8 protein-coding genes and 5 pseudogenes are annotated in these 18,507 nt (G+C 42.0%); 9 read left to right on the top strand and 4 right to left on the bottom strand.

What is annotated here, in order from left to right; genetic code table 11:
* Positions 1 to 53: 53 nt before the first annotated feature.
* The 6 genes and pseudogenes from ACQY1Y_RS07680 to ACQY1Y_RS07655 all read left to right on the top strand — a co-directional run bounded on the left by ACQY1Y_RS07680 (position 54) and on the right by ACQY1Y_RS07655 (position 5,720).
* Positions 54 to 968 (top strand): C1 family peptidase, encoded by a 915-nt coding sequence (locus ACQY1Y_RS07680; RefSeq protein WP_069474853.1) that lies wholly within the window; start codon positions 54 to 56, stop codon positions 966 to 968.
* 159 nt (positions 969 to 1,127) lie between these two features.
* Positions 1,128 to 1,460: a hypothetical protein gene (locus ACQY1Y_RS07675; RefSeq protein ID WP_430014300.1), complete on the top strand. Its 333-nt coding sequence runs from the start codon at positions 1,128 to 1,130 to the stop codon at positions 1,458 to 1,460.
* Between the two features lie 33 nt (positions 1,461 to 1,493).
* Positions 1,494 to 2,477 (top strand): annotated as a pseudogene (locus ACQY1Y_RS07670) (IS30-like element ISMae39 family transposase); the annotation flags it as partial.
* Positions 2,478 to 2,525: 48 nt separating this feature from the next.
* The gene (locus ACQY1Y_RS07665; protein ID WP_430014299.1) at positions 2,526 to 3,569 is read left to right on the top strand and encodes an IS630 family transposase; all 1,044 of its coding nucleotides are present in this window, start codon (positions 2,526 to 2,528) and stop codon (positions 3,567 to 3,569) included.
* Positions 3,566 to 3,880, top strand: a pseudogene (locus ACQY1Y_RS07660) (HNH endonuclease); the annotation flags it as partial. The gene ACQY1Y_RS07665 and the pseudogene ACQY1Y_RS07660, both read left to right, overlap by 4 nt.
* A gap of 149 nt (positions 3,881 to 4,029) precedes the next feature.
* A pseudogene (locus ACQY1Y_RS07655) lies at positions 4,030 to 5,720 on the top strand (IS1634 family transposase).
* Between the two features lie 150 nt (positions 5,721 to 5,870).
* Here ACQY1Y_RS07655 and ACQY1Y_RS07650 read toward each other — a convergent pair.
* The gene (locus ACQY1Y_RS07650) at positions 5,871 to 6,794 is read right to left on the bottom strand and encodes an AAA family ATPase (RefSeq protein WP_430014298.1); all 924 of its coding nucleotides are present in this window, start codon (positions 6,792 to 6,794) and stop codon (positions 5,871 to 5,873) included.
* A 454-nt stretch (positions 6,795 to 7,248) separates the two neighbouring features.
* On the opposite strand from ACQY1Y_RS07650, the pseudogene ACQY1Y_RS07645 reads away from it, so the two are divergent.
* Positions 7,249 to 7,590, top strand: a pseudogene (locus tag ACQY1Y_RS07645) (hypothetical protein); the annotation flags it as partial.
* A gap of 6 nt (positions 7,591 to 7,596) precedes the next feature.
* Here the strand turns inward: ACQY1Y_RS07645 and ACQY1Y_RS07640 are convergent.
* Entirely contained in the window at positions 7,597 to 8,721 is a 1,125-nt protein-coding gene (locus ACQY1Y_RS07640) for an IS4 family transposase (RefSeq protein WP_430014297.1), read from the bottom strand.
* Between the two features lie 91 nt (positions 8,722 to 8,812).
* Here ACQY1Y_RS07640 and ACQY1Y_RS07635 point away from each other — a divergent pair, with 91 nt between their 5' ends.
* Positions 8,813 to 9,811 carry an IS630-like element ISMae24 family transposase gene (locus ACQY1Y_RS07635; protein WP_052275630.1) on the top strand — a complete coding sequence of 333 codons (999 nt, stop codon included), beginning with the start codon at positions 8,813 to 8,815 and terminating at the stop codon, positions 9,809 to 9,811.
* Positions 9,812 to 9,936: 125 nt separating this feature from the next.
* On the opposite strand, the pseudogene ACQY1Y_RS07630 reads toward ACQY1Y_RS07635, so the two are convergent.
* Positions 9,937 to 10,116 (bottom strand): annotated as a pseudogene (locus ACQY1Y_RS07630) (class I SAM-dependent methyltransferase); the annotation flags it as partial.
* 166 nt (positions 10,117 to 10,282) lie between these two features.
* Entirely contained in the window at positions 10,283 to 10,453 is a 171-nt protein-coding gene (locus ACQY1Y_RS07625) for a hypothetical protein (protein ID WP_256094050.1), read from the bottom strand.
* 457 nt (positions 10,454 to 10,910) lie between these two features.
* On the opposite strand from ACQY1Y_RS07625, the gene ACQY1Y_RS07620 reads away from it, so the two are divergent.
* On the top strand, positions 10,911 to 18,500 hold the full coding sequence (locus tag ACQY1Y_RS07620; RefSeq protein ID WP_430014296.1) for a M10 family metallopeptidase C-terminal domain-containing protein: 7,590 nt from the start codon (positions 10,911 to 10,913) through the stop codon (positions 18,498 to 18,500).
* Positions 18,501 to 18,507: the final 7 nt, after the last annotated feature.

Here is an 18,507-nt window from a genome sequence, read left to right as displayed (position 1 = left end):
GGCTTCTCAGATAGTCAAGGGCTAGTGAGTAACGACTTAGGAGGAAAGGAAAAATGAGTGAAACATTTGTAATTCCCGCAATGGGATGGTTGCCCGACTATCCCGATATTCGTGATGTCACTTTTCAATCTGAACGCGTACCGTCCAAACTGCAAGCTTTGGGACAGCCATCTGTCAAGCAAATGCTGGCCAAAGTGGGAGCAACGACATCTGCCCCAGCAGCGCTGCCAACCAGCGTGGACTTGAGGCCGTGGTGTTCCCCCATCGAGGATCAAAAAACTATCGGTTCTTGTACGGCCCACGCCGGTGTCGGACTGGTGGAGTATTTTGAGCGGCGAGCTTTTGGCAAACACCTCGATGCTTCCAGACTCTTCCTCTACAAAGTGACGCGCAACTTGCTCAAATGGACGGGAGATACGGGAGCCTTCTTGCGCTCAACAATGTACGCCCTCACCTTGTTTGGCGTACCACCAGAAGAGTACTATCCCTACAATATCGCTGATTTTGACAAAGAGCCGTCGGCATTCTGCTACGCTTTTGGCCAAAGCTATCAGGCGATTTCCTACTACCGCCTCGACCCCCCAGGAACGACACGGAGCAACCTATTAACTCAGATTAAAACCTACTTGGCAAATGGGCTGCCCTCAATGTTTGGCTTTACTGTTTACAGTTCTATCAGTCAGGCCAACACCAATGGCGGTAAGATACCTTATCCGACTCCGGGCGAGAGAGTTCTCGGCGGTCACGCCATTGACGCAGTCGGTTACGACGACAACCTCAAGATTAAGAATACTAACCCCGGTGGCATTGAAACCACCGGTGCCTTGCTGATTCGCAACTCCTGGGGTACTGGCTGGGGAAGCGCTGGCTACGGCTGGCTGCCCTACAAGTACGTCCTCGATGGTCTGGCAACTGATTGGTGGTCGCTAATCAAGAGTGAATGGATCGATACGGGACAGTTCGGATAGGAGACCGATTCGATAAGGTGTGAGGGGCAAAATAAAGGCTTCTGGTGAGTTTTTTCAGAATAGGGGGGACGCTGGGAAAACTCACCGTTTGTTGAATTTTTTAGGGTATGCAGACTAGATCATAAATCGATGCTATCCAGAGCTTAGAGGGTATGAATTATGAATAATAATAAAGATAAAAACGATAAGAAAGATAAAAAGGATTTCTGGGATATTAGTAAAATCGTGGTAACTTTATTATTTACAACTATAGGAGGAGCTATAGGAGGAACGTTTACAGGTCTAACCAATTATTATTTCCGTCAACAAGAACTCGATATAAAGAGAGTTGAAACGGTAGAAAAATTTATGCCTTATTTAGTAGGTGAAATCAATGGACGAACCATTCCTAATGCTCAGGTAGCCAAAGAAAATACCATTATACGCCAATTCAAAAATGAAACGCATCAACCTCAAGAGTTGACAAAGAAAGGCTCATCAGGTACTGTCTGATCATTAACAAAAACAAATCAGACCCAAAAACGAAGCCCTCAACATCTTAACATAGAACAAAGAAACTTGCTCTACCAACTTAGTCAGGAGGGAAATTTATCTCAACGGCAAATGGCCGTCTGGCTCGGATGTCATCAAAGCACAATATCACGGGAATTAAAAAGGAATCAAAGTTCTCTTGGCTGCTATCTACCTGACACAGCACAAGCTGAAAGCGAGACAAGGCGAAAAAATGCCAAACAACCCTTTAAAAATGTCAGCGAGTCAGCCTTAGAGTTGGTCAAAGAAGGATTGAAAGATTATCATAGTCCCGAACAAATAGCAGGTCGTCTGAAAAGAGCCAGTCAAGAATCTCTCAGTCACGAAACCATCTATCAAATGATCTATCAGAACTATCACGGATGTGGAGAGTACCAGAAATATTTACGCCGGGGGCTTTGTCAAAGAAAGAGTCGAGGCGGAGCAAAAAGTAAGCGTGGAGGGATTCCAGGGCGTGTAGATATCAGCGAGCGACCAGTAATTGCTGACCAGAAAACTGAAATCGGTCATTGGGAAAGTGACACAATGATTGGAGGCAATCATCTAGGAGTTCTCGTTACTCATGTAGATAAAGCCTCGAAATTTTTAGTAGCAGGATTAGCCAAAAACAAAACCGCATCGGAAATCAATAGAGTCACAGAAAAACTTTTTCAAGAGATTCACCCTGACAAAAGAAAAACCTTTACTTGTGACAAGGTTAAAGAATTTTGTGGACATCAAGAGTTGAGTCAGAAACTAGGAGCAGATTTTTATTTTGCTACTCCTTATCATTCGTGGGAGAGGGGATTAAACGAGCATACCAATGGACTGTTAAGACAATTTTTCCCTAAGGGAACGAATTTTAAAATCGTTAAGCCAGAGGAGGTGGAAAGAGCCGTAAACTTGATTAACAATCGTCCTCGAAAATGTCTTGACTATCGTACCCCGAATGAGGTATTCTATAAAGGTAGATCAGACAGTGATGCAATTCAGACTTGAATTGGCCGTTCAAGAGTCATAATTAGAAGCAAAGCACTCATTAAAAACATGATTAACCTAGAATTCACGGAAGAAGAAAAGAACTCACTGTATTATGAAAGATTTCATCATCCTCATCCCCGGGTTCAACTGAAGATGGAAGTTCTCTGGTTAAAAAGCCAAAAGATACCGCACAAAAAAATTTGTCAGTTAGCAGGAATCTCGCCAAATACCTTATTAACCTATCTTCGAGATTATCAAGAGGGCGGAATAGAAAAATCAAAAGAAATCAACTTCTATCGCCCTAAAAGTGAATTAGAGTCTCAAAGAGAAACACTCAAAAAATATTTCGAGAAAAATCCACCAGCCACAATAAATGAAGCTGTATATAGAATAGAAGAATTGACAGGGATAAAACGAAGTCCTACCCAAGTGAGGAAATTCTTAAAATCCTTGGGAATGAAATGTTTAAAAATAGGTTCTCTTCCTTCTAAAGCTGACCCAGATGAACAAGAAGACTACAAAGAAAAAAAGCTAGAACCCAGACTAAATGAGGCTAAAGAAGGAAAAAGGGCTGTTTTTTTTGTTGATGCCGCTCACTTCGTCATGGGAGCATTTCTCGGTTTTGTTTGGTGTTTTGAGAGACTTTTTGTTAAGTCACCGAGCGGGCGTAAACGCTTCAATGTTTTAGGAGCATTAAATGCAATAACTCATGAAGTTATTCTAGTTACTAATGACACTTATATTACGGCAACTCAAGTCTGTGAACTTCTTGAAAAAATAGCTGCTTTAGGACTAATGATTCCCATCACTCTAGTCTTAGATAATGCCCGCTATCAGAAATGTAAAATTGTTGAAGAATTGGCTCTTTCTTTGTCAATAGAGCTACTCTATCTGCCGTCTTATTCGCCTAATCTAAATTTAATTGAAAGGCTGTGGAAATTTGTCAAAAAGAAATGTTTACATGGTAAATATTATGAAAACTTTTCTGACTTTTCTTCAGCCATTTATGAATGTCTGAATGATGCCCATCTGAAACATAAAAAAGAACTGGATTCCTTGCTGACTCTACGATTTCAGAAGTTTAATAAATCTCAGATTATGAACGTCTAAAGTATAGCAATGGGAAAGAAAGACATGAAACTTGGCTATTTCAAACCAAAGACAGTCTCTATCTATGGAAACATAATTGGACACCAATTGTCAGACATACCCTAGTACGCTCCGACGCATCACCATTCGACGGAAATTGGACTTACTGGGCGACCAGAAGAGGACAAGCAATCGACACACCGACAAGAGTAGCCAAACTACTTAAGAAGCAACAAGGCAAGTGTAGCCGATGTGAGCAGTATTTCACACCATCGGATTTAATTGAAGTTGACCACATTCACCCTCTAAGCTTAGGCGGAAAGGATGAATATAACTGAACTTCCCCCATACATATATACTATAATAGCCGAAAACCCTTATCCATCAATGGATACGCCCCTTAACTTTTCTTGATGTACCCATGTAATTTGTAACATTTCTTAATGGACAAGAATTCTCTCTATTTGCTAGAATGATAGCCATGTATATAGAAAAAGTTCCTAACCGTAATTCCCCCCCCGCCGTTCTTCTTCGGGAGTCCTACCGAGAAGGAGATCAAGTCAAAAAAAGAACCCTGGCCAATCTCTCAAAATTACCCGATGATATTATCGACAATCTGAAACTGGCTCTTAAAGGCGCAACACTGTCCATGACTGAAGGCATTCCCAATCATTTTGAAGTGATTAGAAGTCTTCCTCATGGTCATGTAATGGCTATTTTAGAGACGATTAAAAAATTAGGTTTAGATAAAATAATCAGTGAAAAATCCTCACGAATCAGAAACTTAGTGGTGGCGATGATTGTGGCAAGAATCATCAATCCTAAATCGAAACTAGCCACAGCGAGAGGGTTTAATAGCGAGACTTGTAGTCAGAGTTTAGGACAATTGTTAGACTTAGAGAAAGCCGATGAAGACGAATTATATAACGCCTTAGATTGGTTATTAGAAAAACAAGAGAAAATTGAGAAGCACCTAGCAATTAAACACTTAGAATCAGGAACATTAGTCTTGTATGATGTCACTTCTACCTACCTAGAAGGAAATGGTTGTGAACTGGGAAAATATGGTTATAACCGAGATAAAAAGAAAGGGAAAACTCAGATAGTTTTTGGTCTGCTCTGTTCAGCCAAGGGTTGTCCGATAGCGGTAGAAGTATTTGCAGGAAACACTTCAGACGGTGCTACTTTAAGCGGACAAATTGAGAAAGTCAGAAAGGGTTGGGGGATTGAGAATGTTGTCTGGGTAAGCGATAGAGGAATTTTAACCAACTCGAAAATCAACGAATTAGTAAAACCCATAGAAGGATTAGACTATATTACTGGTTTAACTAAGCCTCAAATTCGGAAACTGGCTGAGGTAGAAGTGATTCAATTAGGATTATTTGATCAGGTAAACTTGGTGGAATTTGAGAGTGAAGATTATCCCGATGAAAGATTAATTGCTTGTCGGAATCCCTTAATCGCCCAGAAAAATCAACTACAAAGAGAGGCATTATTAGAAGCGGTAGAGAAGGAACTAGATTTGATTGTTCAGGCGACTTAAAGGGAGAAAAGAGCTTTAAAGGGTCAAGATAAGATAGCTTTGAGAGTGGGCAAGGTTCTTAATCAGTTTAAGGTCAATAAATACTATAACCTAGAGATAACAGAGGAAGGCTTTTCTTATCAGCGTCAGCGGGAATTAATCGCTCAAGAAACGGCTTTGGATGGTGTGTATGTGTTAAGAACTTCTCTGGAGTCAACCTTGATGGATGCAGCGACGACGGTTAAAGCTTATAAAAGTTTGTCTCAAGTGGAGGAGGCATTTCGCTGTTATAAGTCAATTGATTTAAAGGTACGTCCTATATATCATTATAAGGGTGATAGAGTCAAAGCTCATATCTTTTTATGTATGTTGGCTTATTATGTGGAATGGCATTTAAAACAGTGCTTGGCTCCTTTATTATTTGAGGATGAAGAATCCGCTCAATCTAAAGAGAGAAAAAACGGAATCAAGAGAACCTCCCTGTGCATAGCTTTCGGACTTTGTTGGAAGACCTGGGGACAATTTGCTTGAATACAGTGGAATGTACGATTAGGGAGGGAAGTTATCGTTTTTCTAAGATAACTCGACCGACCCAACTGCAACAAAAAGCGTTAGATTTATTGGGAGTTTCCCTGATTTGTACCCAGTAACGTGGCGGCGGAAATTCTCTTAATTCCTCCTACAGCATAGGTTATGGCCTTTTGTCAACGGGGAAGTCCAGTAATATTGATAGATCGGCTCTACCAATTTGGCAGAATTTAGAAATACCCTGTAACTTACCATTCATCGATAACTGAAATTTAAGCACAGATGCGATCCTCGATCGCCACCGATTGTAGAAGTCTTTCCACGATCGCTTTAGCTTGACGACCGTGACTAGGAATCAGACGATGGCAGAAGACGTAGGGAGTAATAAACTTAACATCATCGGGAATGGCATAATCGCGACCTTCGAGGAAAGCGTAAGCTTGAACTGCTTTTTGCAAAACCACACAACCCCGGGGACTGACTCCTAAACTAATATCTTCGTGATCACGGGTAGCGCGGACTAAATCGACGATATATTGCTGTAAAGTGGGAGCTACCTTGACCAGACTGACTAATCTTCGCAATTCTCCCACCTGTTCTAGGGAAATACAAGCTTCTAGGGATTTAACCGTCTCTTGAGAATGCTGTCTTTGTAACATTTTTAATTCTTCTGTGGCGCTGGGATAACCCAAACTCAGGCAAACGGCAAAACGGTCTATTTGTGCTTCTGGAAGCGGAAAAGTGCCTTGATATTCGATCGGATTTTGGGTGGCGATCACAAAGAAGGGTTGGGGGATCGGCCGCGCTTCTCCATCGATGGTAACTTGTTTTTCTTCCATGACTTCTAGAAGTGCCGATTGAGTGCGCGGGGTGGCCCGGTTGATTTCATCGGCCAACAGGACGTTAGCAAAAGCGGGGCCGGGGATAAATTCAAATTCGCGACTGTTGGGGTTCCAAATCGTCGTTCCCGTGATATCACTAGGAAGGAGGTCAGGGGTGCATTGTACCCGTTGGAAACGACCGTTAATTGAACGCGCTAAGGATTTAGCTAACAGGGTTTTGCCGACTCCGGGGACATCTTCGAGGAGAGCGTGGCCACCACTGAGCAAAGCCACCAGCACCATGCGAATCGATTCGGTTTTGCCGACGATGCTCTGGCTCAAATTTTCCATCAAAATATCAATAGCGTCTCTCATAGCACAAATGGGGTATTTTGTCAAGAAGATTAATGTTAAGTTTTTTTGATCTTAACGATTCTTTTCCCAATTTGCCCATACTAGGGAGGAAAGTTGACAGACAATGGCGGGAAATTTTCTCCTAGGGAGCTAATCAGGGTTAGGGTGGCAAGCAGGGAGAAAATTAGTTAAGGTTGGCTGAATAAATCTGAAAACCTTGTTGGGTAACACTTTTAGACCTTTTGTCAATCAAAAAGTACCGGATATGGGAGTGATCGGGGGAAAATCCCGGGACTTTTTCCCTGAAAATTAGGTAATTGACCCCCTCAAAATCGGTAAAACCCCACACCCCACACCCCACACCCCACGAAAAACTTTTTGCCGCAAACCCTAGTTAAGAATTGTTGCCAGTGGGCGAAATCAAGATTTTAAGTCGGTTCAGTCTGATAAAATCGAGAAGAATTTCTCCTAATCGATGAAGATAAAAGCCAGTTCGCTCGTTTTTAGTCTTGTTTTAGGCATCGCAGCCAGTACATTAACCAATAGTTTGCCCGAAAATTTGACTTTCAATTCTCGGAAAATACTGGCTCAAGATCAGGCACCTTCCTGTCCCCTCCCTCCAGATATTGCCGTCACTTTTCGCAATAGTTAATGTCAGGCAGTTACCCTAGAAAAACCCCAGACTTTTTTCCGTTATTATAGTGACGAAAATTACAAAAAAGGTCGTTTTCTGACCACGGATCAATATACCACCAATGTGGAGGTGATCAGAAATTTAGCCCTCGATCAAAAGTGGAATCCTCCTGAGATGGGGACAAGCGAGCTAGAAGGTAGATAGGGCAAGCGATATCGCTCTTTGTCCTTTGATGTAATCCTTCAACCGATAGCGGCTAATTTGCATTAGCTCTTCTATATTTTTTGGGAACATTTGATGTAGCTGGAGCCAATGATAGAGATGTTGACCCACATAAAAACTGCTGTGTCTGCGTTGACCTTTATATCTTTTTTCAGGTCTTGTGACATATTTTTGGATTCCCATATCCTTAATTTTTTTACCTTGTAGTGTGGCACTTGTATAGGCGATAGCTATAACAATTATCAGCTTTGATAAGTATTGCGGTGCTAATTGAGAACCTTCTAAGCTATAGCCTCCCGACTTAAAATCTCGGAACATCTCCTCAATATCAAATCTTTTTTGATAGGCAATTATTGCCGTCTCTAAATCTCCAAAATTTGTCAGAATATACCAGGGTTCTTTTGTTTGAAAACCCCCATAGTTTTTTTTCCACTTACCAGCTAAGTTAAACTGGACAAATCCCTGCTCTTTTGTAATATTGACATCATTCAAAAATAGTTGAGTTCCTGGACTTAAACCTAACTCTCTCATTTCTTGATAAATTCCTTCTTTTGTCTTGACACTTGTACTTTGTTTTTGTCTTAAATAAAAGTATAAACTCTGCTTCTGAAGCCACTTTCCAAGACTGACCGAGCAAAATTCTCTATCTCCTAGCACCACTATTTTATGACCTGATAGCACCGTCAATATTTTCCCCAATACTCGCTGCTGTTCTTCGAGATTACTACTTCCTTTTTTATCCAATATCTCCCAATAGATTGGGATGGCTCTCTTGTCATAAATTAGACTCACCATCAAGATATTTATTGCTCCCCAACTCGTTCGGTCTATGGCAATATATACTAATCCTTTTATTGTGAATCTCTCCTGCTGTTTTAACATCTCTTTTAAGCAGAGAAACCAGATTTTTTCAATATTCAGAATTTCCAGCTTTAAAAATCTTTTTAGTTTTTTTCTCCGACTCTCAAACAGGATTGGTATTGGCAGTGCTTCTGCTAATATCTCTAACTTAGCTTGCTTTAGTATTTGCAAGGTTCCAACTATCATTAACAACAGTAGATATCTGGCTCGTCCCAGTTCATTTTCTAACACTTTCTGGTATAAGTAGTCATGCAAAATTAATTACCCAAATAAAAAATTAAGAAGTATAATACATAAAAAAACGAAGCAGCAGGAAAATACAATGAGATTGATTAGAGACCTAAACCCCGAGAGCCAGAAAATGCTAGAGAGAATTTATCGAGCTAGTAAACATCATCAAGTAAGAGAGCGAGCGAAATGTATACTCTTAAGTTTTCAGGGAACCACGATAGAAGAATTGAGCGGAATATTTGGAGTTACGAGAAAGACCATCTATAATTGGTTGACGGCCTGGGAAGATAGAAAACTAATTGGTTTTTATAATCGTCGAGGAAGAGGGAGAAAACCTAAATTGACAGAAGCACAAGGTCAACAAGTTATTGACTGGGTAAAAGAAGAACCGAAAAGCTTAAAAAAAATCCAGATAAAAATTGTAGAAGAATGGAAATTAACCGTAAGCAAAGACACGATAAAAAGACTCATAAAAAAAATCAACATGAGGTGGAAAAGGGTGAGAAGAGGGGTCGCCAAAACCCCTGATGAGTGGGAGCTTGAGGTCAAACTACCTATTTTAGAAGAACTAAAAAAACAGGAAAAAAGAGGAGAGATTGAGATAGGATATTTGGATGAAATGGGATGGGATTCAAAGCCTTGTATTCCTTACGCTTGGCAAGAAGAAAAAACCACGATAAAGTTACCACCAATTGAAGGTAAAAGACTAAATATTTTAGGAATAATGAAACGAGATAATCAATTATTTTATGAGACACAGGTCGGAACGGTTACTAGCGAGATAGTTATTAATTTTCTGGATAAATATTGCCAAAATATACAGAAAAAAACTGTCATAATAATTGACCAAGCTTCCATTCATACCAGCGAGGCATTTATGGAGAAACTTGAGGAATGGGAAAAGAAAAATTTGAAAATATTTTGGTTGCCCACTTATTCACCTCATTTAAATTTAATTGAAATATTATGGAGATTTTTAAAATATGAATGGATTGAATTTAGCGCCTATAAAGACCGAAAGAGCCTCCTCGCTTACGTTAAAAAAGTGCTGGACAATTTTGGAGGCGAGTATGTAATTAATTTTGCCTAGGTACTTAGTTCACTTATCATTTTCGTTATTTAGGTCATATATGGTAAATATGACTTATCTTTTTTTGGAGTCTGTGTCTGTATTTTATGCTACATAAGCTTTTCAGCTTGCTTGTCCCCCTGTCAGGCAAAATACTTCGTAGTCCGTCCCGCACCTACCCCTAAATCAAGCATTTTCATGGTTGATAAACGCTGTTGCAGCAGAGTTAAAATTGTCTTTTCTGCCGGCTGTAGCGCGGTTAATTGGGCATAATAACCGACAATACTAGGGTCTTTATAGGTTTGCTGATTTTTATCCTTAATCATTCTTGATCGCTCTTTCCTACTACCATCTTTAAGAAAATATTTAGACTATCATAAGATGCGCTTAAATTATCAACTTGGCATCAATGCAGATTTTTAGCTCTTTTTTCCCATCTACGAGCATAGCATTTTCCAAAAGTGATAAAAAAAAATGTAAAGTTATTTTATATTAGTTGTCTTTGATAGTCTGGAAATTGTCCTGACGACTTCCCAAATTGTTCCCCACCTGACCCACCGTCCCAACCTCCAGTTGGTGAAAGTAGATAGCACCGAGTCGGTTGTCAGCCATCTGATCGGAGGCTTGCAGCGATCGCCTAGGTTTAAATTGAGTTACGCGCAAGATCAGGTATTTTTACTTAAGCAACGCTAAGAGAGAAAAAGCAGCGGGGATCAAATATCTGTATAAAGTGCTACGATAATCTAAGATTCCATCAAAGGTTAGATTATCAAACGCCGACTCAGGACTATCAAGATCGGAAAGCCTCGTTCGATGGTCTGAGCAGAGGCAAGACAATCGGTTAGAACTTATTGACTATCTGAGACTGTCCAACCGTTGGGATCGACTTCTGGTATAGGTGAGGATATCGATCCGCAATTGTCAGGTTAACACCAAATCCCCCTGATCCAGTGCAGTGGACAAGCCTTCTTGTTCCTGGTGACCACTTCAGTGGTCTCTGATGATAACTGGGTTTTGCTAACTGGATTTAGGATAAACCTGTCTTAGTGCGGTTTTGTCGTTACTTGTCTAAAAATTGTTGCTATTTCACTAACTACCTTATTTTTTATAGTTAAAAATTATGGCAAGCAAATCTTATTCGATGGTGCAGAATTACCCAACCGGAACAACCGGAACGGGACTAGATCAAACGGTTGAAAGAATTGGCAGAGATCCAGGACTTGCTGGTGCTAATCTCGGCACAAATATTACGGGTGGAATGACGGCAGCTAATGGATTAAATCAGTTAATCTTAGAAGCCAAACAAGCGACTGGAGTTGCTATTAACGGCATTTTTACTGTCAGTGACGTAATCGCGATTAATGCCTGGATTCGTGCTAACCGTTTAGCAGAATTTACTGCTCTCCACGGTGATGACGACGGTACAACAGAAACAGGGTTTCATTCAGTCCAAAATGACGGAGCGACTCAACAGTATCGCAACCAAAATTTAGTTGATACGGTTTTTGATGGCATTTATCACATTGGTTTCCTCATTCAAAATGGTACTTTTCTCAATGAAGATGGGAACGCAAATGCCACGGTTGCTCAGGTGGCGGATTGGCTAACCCAATTTTATACGGATCGGGCAACAACTAATACCGGATTTGATCGGATTACGGAATTAATTATTGCAGATCAGGGTTTAGCGCAAAATATACCTTGGCAAGAAATTGCTGGCGGTGCTGATGCTGCCAATGGACTGAATGATTTATTAAAAACAGCGATTACCACCTACAATCTCGCCGCCGATGGTTCAATTTCCGAAAGCGATATTGCACAAATTAACAATTGGATTCGCTCTGATGCCACCCGTTATAACGCTTTTGTTGTTCTGCATGGGGATGATGACGGCACAACAGAAACTGGCTTCCATTTAGTTCAAAATGACGGCGCTCAGACCACATATTTTGCGAAAAACCTAGTTAATACCGTTGCTGACGGAATCTATCATATTGGCTTTCAAATCCAAAATGGGCGATTTCTCAACGAAGATGGTGCAGCTAATGCCACAGTCAAAGACGTAGCGGATTGGGTAACATATTTTTACGTTGATCAGTCCACCACTGGCACAGGATTAGATAAAATTGTCGATACCATCAAAATTGATACTGGCTTAGCCAAGTGGACAAATGCGGGAGATATTAACGCCGGAGCCGCCGCCGCCGACGGACTTAACCATCTATTAGTCGATGGCATTACTGCTACAGGTATCGCTGCTGATGGCTGGATTACCAGCGATGATATTCGCACCCTCAATCAATGGGTTCGCACTAATCACTATGACGAATTTATCCTCCTCCACGGTGACGATGAGGGAAATGAGGAAACTGGCTTCCATCTGGTGCAAAATGACGGAGCGACAACCCAATACTTCGGTAAAAATTTAGTCAATACCGTAGCCGATGGACTCTATCACATTGGCTTTACCATCCAAGACAATCGTCTCCTCAACGAAGATGGTGATGCCAATGCTCGCCTTAACGATGTTTCCAGTTGGCTCAACTATTTCTATCTTCAGAAAACCATTATTTACGGTGATAACTCTAGCGACACGATTACAGGTACGAATCTTGCCGAAAACCTGATGGGTTACGGGGGAAACGATATTCTCAATGGTGGCGGCGGCGATGACCTAATCGATGGAGATTGGGGGTCTGACACTTTATCGGGTGGGGTTGGTAATGACTTCCTCTATGGTGGTGCAGACAATGACCAATTAGATGGAGGTGAAGACTCAGACACTTATTATGTCTCCGGTAATCTAGCAGGAGGCTGGTCGAGTTTCCAAGGCTACGACATCTACACCGATACCGGCACCTCTGGGGTGGATAAAATTGTGGCCTTGGGTACAGGAGACGTGGACCTGGGGATTCTTTCCTTTAGCGCCAATAGTGGCATTGAAACCATTGATGGTACAGGAGTAACAGGAAAAGTCACCATCGTCGGTGATTGGAGTGATAATACCTTCGACTTCTCTAATACGGCTTTTGTCGGTAACAATATCCAAATCAATGGCTATTGGGGGAATGATAATATCACCGGAACCACTGGTAATGATGTCATTATTGGTGGCGGTGGTGAGGACAAACTTAACGGCGGTAACGGTTCCGACCAATACGTTTATACCGGTTATCAAAGTAATGAGTGGAGTACCTTTGAAGGTTATGACACCATTACGGATACAGGAACCACTGGTACAGATACCATTGTCGCCAAAGGTACGGGTAATGTTGATATCGGGCTCAAGAGTTTTAGCCCCAATAGTGGCATTGAAACCATCGACGGGACAGGAGTAACAGGAAAAGTCACCATCGTCGGTGATTGGAGTGATAATACTCTCGACTTCTCTAATACGGCTTTTGTCGGTAACAATATCCAAATCAATGGCTATTGGGGGAATGATAATATCACCGGAACCACTGGTAATGATGTCATTATTGGTGGCGGTGGTGATGACAAACTTAACGGTGGTAACGGTTCCGACCAATACGTTTATACCGGTTATCAAAGTAATGAGTGGAGTACCTTTGAAGGTTATGACACCATTACGGATACAGGAACCACTGGTACAGATACCATTGTCGCCAAAGGTACGGGTAATGTTGATATCGGGCTCAAGAGTTTTAGCCCCAATAGTGGCATTGAAACCATCGACGGGACAGGAGTAACAGGAAAAGTCACCATCGTCGGTGATTGGAGTGATAATACTCTCGACTTCTCTAATACGGCTTTTGTCGGTAACAATATCCAAATCAATGGCTATTGGGGGAATGATAATATCACCGGTAATGCTGCCAATAATGTCATTATTGGTGGCGGTGGTGAGGACAAACTTAACGGTGGTAACGGTTCCGATAATTACCTCTATACAGGGTATCAAAGTAATGAGTGGAGTACCTTTGAAGGTTATGACACCATTACGGATACAGGAACCACTGGTACAGATACCATTGTCGCCAAAGGTACGGGTAATGTTGATATCGGGCTCAAGAGTTTTAGCCCCAATAGTGGCATTGAAACCATCGACGGGACAGGAGTAACAGGAAAAGTCACCATCGTCGGTGATTGGAGTGATAATACTCTCGACTTCTCTAATACGGCTTTTGTCGGTAACAATATCCAAATCAATGGCTATTGGGGGAATGATAATATCACCGGTAATGCTGCCAATAATGTCATTATTGGTGGCGGTGGTGAGGACAAACTTAACGGTGGTAACGGTTCCGATAATTACCTCTATACAGGGTATCAAAGTAATGAGTGGAGTACCTTTGAAGGCTATGACACCATTACGGATACAGGAACCACTGGTACAGATACCATTGTCGCCAAAGGTACGGGTAATGTTGATATCGGGCTCAAGAGTTTTAGCCCCAATAGTGGCATTGAAACCATCGACGGGACAGGAGTAACAGGAAAAGTCACCATCGTCGGTGATTGGAGTGATAATACTCTCGACTTCTCTAATACGGCTTTTGTCGGTAACAATATCCAAATCAATGGCTATTGGGGGAATGATAATATCACCGGAACCACTGGTAATGATGTCATTATTGGTGGCGGTGGTGAGGACAAACTTAACGGCGGTAACGGTTCCGATAATTACCTCTATACTGGTTATCAAAGTAATGAGTGGAATACCTTTGAAGGTTATGACACCATTACGGATACAGGAACCACTGGTACAGATACCATTGTCGCCAAAGGTACGGGTAATGTTGATATTGGTCTCAAGAGTTTTGGGGTCAATAGTGGCATTGAAACCATCGACGGGACAGGAGTAACAGGAAAAGTCACCATCGTCGGTGATGGGAGTGATAATACTCTCGACTTCTCTAATACGGCTTTTGTCGGTAACAATATCGAAATAAACGGCTATTGGGGGAATGATGATATCACCGGTAATGCTGCCAATAACGTCATTATTGGTGGCGGTAGTCAGGACAAACTTAACGGCGGTAACGGTTCCGACCAATATGTTTATACTGGTTATCAAAGTAATGAGTGGAGTACCTTTGAAGGTTATGACACCATTACGGATACAGGAACCACTGGTACAGATACCATTGTCGCCAAAGGTACGGGTAATGTTGATATCGGTCTCAAGAGTTTTGGGGTCAATAGTGGCATTGAAACCATCGACGGGACAGGAGTAACAGGAAAAGTCACCATCGTCGGTGATGGGAGTGATAATACTCTCGACTTCTCTAATACGGCTTTTGTCGGTAACAATATCCAAATCAATGGCTATTGGGGGAATGATAATATCACCGGTAATGCTGCCAATAATGTCATTATTGGTGGCGGTGGTGAGGACAAACTTAACGGTGGTAACGGTTCCGATAATTACCTCTATACAGGGTATCAAAGTAATGAGTGGAGTACCTTTGAAGGCTATGACACCATTACGGATACAGGAACCACTGGTACAGATACCATTGTCGCCAAAGGTACGGGTAATGTTGATATCGGGCTCAAGAGTTTTAGCCCCAATAGTGGCATTGAAACCATCGACGGGACAGGAGTAACAGGAAAAGTCACCATCGTCGGTGATTGGAGTGATAATACTCTCGACTTCTCTAATACGGCTTTTGTCGGTAACAATATCCAAATCAATGGCTATTGGGGGAATGATAATATCACCGGAACCACTGGTAATGATGTCATTATTGGTGGCGGTGGTGATGACAAACTTAACGGTGGTAACGGTTCCGATAATTACCTCTATACTGGTTATCAAAGTAATGAGTGGAATACCTTTGAAGGTTATGACACCATTACGGATACAGGAACCACTGGTACAGATACCATTGTCGCCAAAGGTACGGGTAATGTTGATATCGGTCTCAAGAGTTTTGGGGTCAATAGTGGCATTGAAACCATCGACGGGACAGGAGTAACAGGAAAAGTCACCATCGTCGGTGATTGGAGTGATAATACTCTCGACTTCTCTAATACGGCTTTTGTCGGTAACAATATCCAAATCAATGGCTATTGGGGGAATGATGATATCACCGGTAATGCTGCCAATAATGTCATTATTGGTGGCGGTGGTCAGGACAAACTTAACGGCGGTAACGGTTCCGATAATTACCTCTATACTGGTTATCAAAGTAATGAGTGGAATACCTTTGAAGGTTATGACACCATTACGGATACAGGAACCACTGGTACAGATACCATTGTCGCCAAAGGTACGGGTAATGTTGATATTGGTCTCAAGAGTTTTGGGGTCAATAGTGGCATTGAAACCATCGACGGGACAGGAGTAACAGGAAAAGTCACCATCGTCGGTGATGGGAGTGATAATACTCTCGACTTCTCTAATACGGCTTTTGTCGGTAACAATATCCAAATCAATGGCTATTGGGGGAATGATGATATCACCGGTAATGCTGCCAATAATGTCATTATTGGTGGCGGTGGTCAGGACAAACTTAACGGCGGTAACGGTTCCGATAATTACCTCTATACTGGTTATCAAAGTAATGAGTGGAATACCTTTGAAGGTTATGACACCATTACGGATACAGGAACCACTGGTACAGATACCATTGTCGCCAAAGGTACGGGTAATGTTGATATTGGTCTCAAGAGTTTTGGGGTCAATAGTGGCATTGAAACCATCGACGGGACAGGAGTAACAGGAAAAGTCACCATCGTCGGTGATGGGAGTGATAATACTCTCGACTTCTCTAATACGGCTTTTGTCGGTAACAATATCCAAATCAATGGCTATTGGGGGAATGATGATATCACCGGTAATGCTGCCAATAATGTCATTATTGGTGGCGGTGGTCAGGACAAACTTAACGGCGGTAACGGTTCCGATAATTACCTCTATACTGGTTATCAAAGTAATGAGTGGAATACCTTTGAAGGTTATGACACCATTACGGATACAGGAACCACTGGTACAGATACCATTGTCGCCAAAGGTACGGGTAATGTTGATATTGGTCTCAAGAGTTTTGGGGTCAATAGTGGCATTGAAACCATCGACGGGACAGGAGTAACAGGAAAAGTCACCATCGTCGGTGATGGGAGTGATAATACTCTCGACTTCTCTAATACGGCTTTTGTCGGTAACAATATCCAAATCAATGGCTATTGGGGGAATGATGATATCACCGGTAATGCTGCCAATAATGTCATTATTGGTGGCGGTGGTCAGGACAAACTTAACGGCGGTAACGGTTCCGATAATTACCTCTATACTGGTTATCAAAGTAATGAGTGGAATACCTTTGAAGGTTATGACACCATTACGGATACAGGAACCACTGGTACAGATACCATTGTCGCCAAAGGTACGGGTAATGTTGATATTGGTCTCAAGAGTTTTGGGGTCAATAGTGGCATTGAAACCATCGACGGGACAGGAGTAACAGGAAAAGTCACCATCGTCGGTGATGGGAGTGATAATACTCTCGACTTCTCTAATACGGCTTTTGTCGGTAACAATATCCAAATCAATGGCTATTGGGGGAATGATGATATCACCGGTAATGCTGCCAATAATGTCATTATTGGTGGCGGTGGTCAGGACAAACTTAACGGCGGTAACGGTTCCGATAATTACCTCTATACTGGTTATCAAAGTAATGAGTGGAATACCTTTGAAGGTTATGACACCATTACGGATACAGGAACCACTGGTACAGATACCATTGTCGCCAAAGGTACGGGTAATGTTGATATTGGTCTCAAGAGTTTTGGGGTCAATAGTGGCATTGAAACCATCGACGGGACAGGAGTAACAGGAAAAGTCACCATCGTCGGTGATGGGAGTGATAATACTCTCGACTTCTCTAATACGGCTTTTGTCGGTAACAATATCCAAATCAATGGCTATTGGGGGAATGATGATATCACCGGTAATGCTGCCAATAATGTCATTATTGGTGGCGGTGGTCAGGACAAACTTAACGGCGGTAACGGTTCCGATAATTACCTCTATACTGGTTATCAAAGTAATGAGTGGAATACCTTTGAAGGTTATGACACCATTACGGATACAGGAACCACTGGTACAGATACCATTGTCGCCAAAGGTACGGGTAATGTTGATATTGGTCTCAAGAGTTTTGGGGTCAATAGTGGCATTGAAACCATCGACGGGACAGGAGTAACAGGAAAAGTCACCATCGTCGGTGATGGGAGTGATAATACTCTCGACTTCTCTAATACGGCTTTTGTCGGTAACAATATCGAAATAAACGGCTATTGGGGGAATGATGATATCACCGGTAATGCTGCCAATAATGTCATTATTGGTGGCGGTGGTCAGGACAAACTTAACGGCGGTAGTGGTGAGGACATTCTTATCGGAGGATTAGGGTCAGATCAACTAACGGGAGGCGAAGGTCCGGACCGTTTTATCTTCAACACCGTTGATGAAATCGGTCAAGGTGCAAACCAAGACAATATCCTCGATTTCAATACTGGTCTTGATACTATTGATATCTCTGGCATTGATGCCAACTCCCTCAACGCTGGTAATCAGAGTTTCACGTTTATTGGTGCCTCGGATTTTTCAAGTCAAGCGGGACAACTGCGCTTTTACGGCGGTCTCCTTTGCGGGGATACCAACGGCGATGCAGTCAGCGACTTTCAATTGGCGATCGCTGGAGTGTATAGTTTACCTGTTACCAATATAGTGCTGTGACATCCTC

The sequence above is a fragment of the Microcystis ichthyoblabe FBCC-A1114 genome, assembly GCF_050500245.1.
Lineage (GTDB): Bacteria > Cyanobacteriota > Cyanobacteriia > Cyanobacteriales > Microcystaceae > Microcystis > Microcystis ichthyoblabe_A.
The sequence above is the reverse complement of the archived record's forward strand: the minus strand, read 5'-3'. Positions and strand labels throughout refer to the sequence as shown.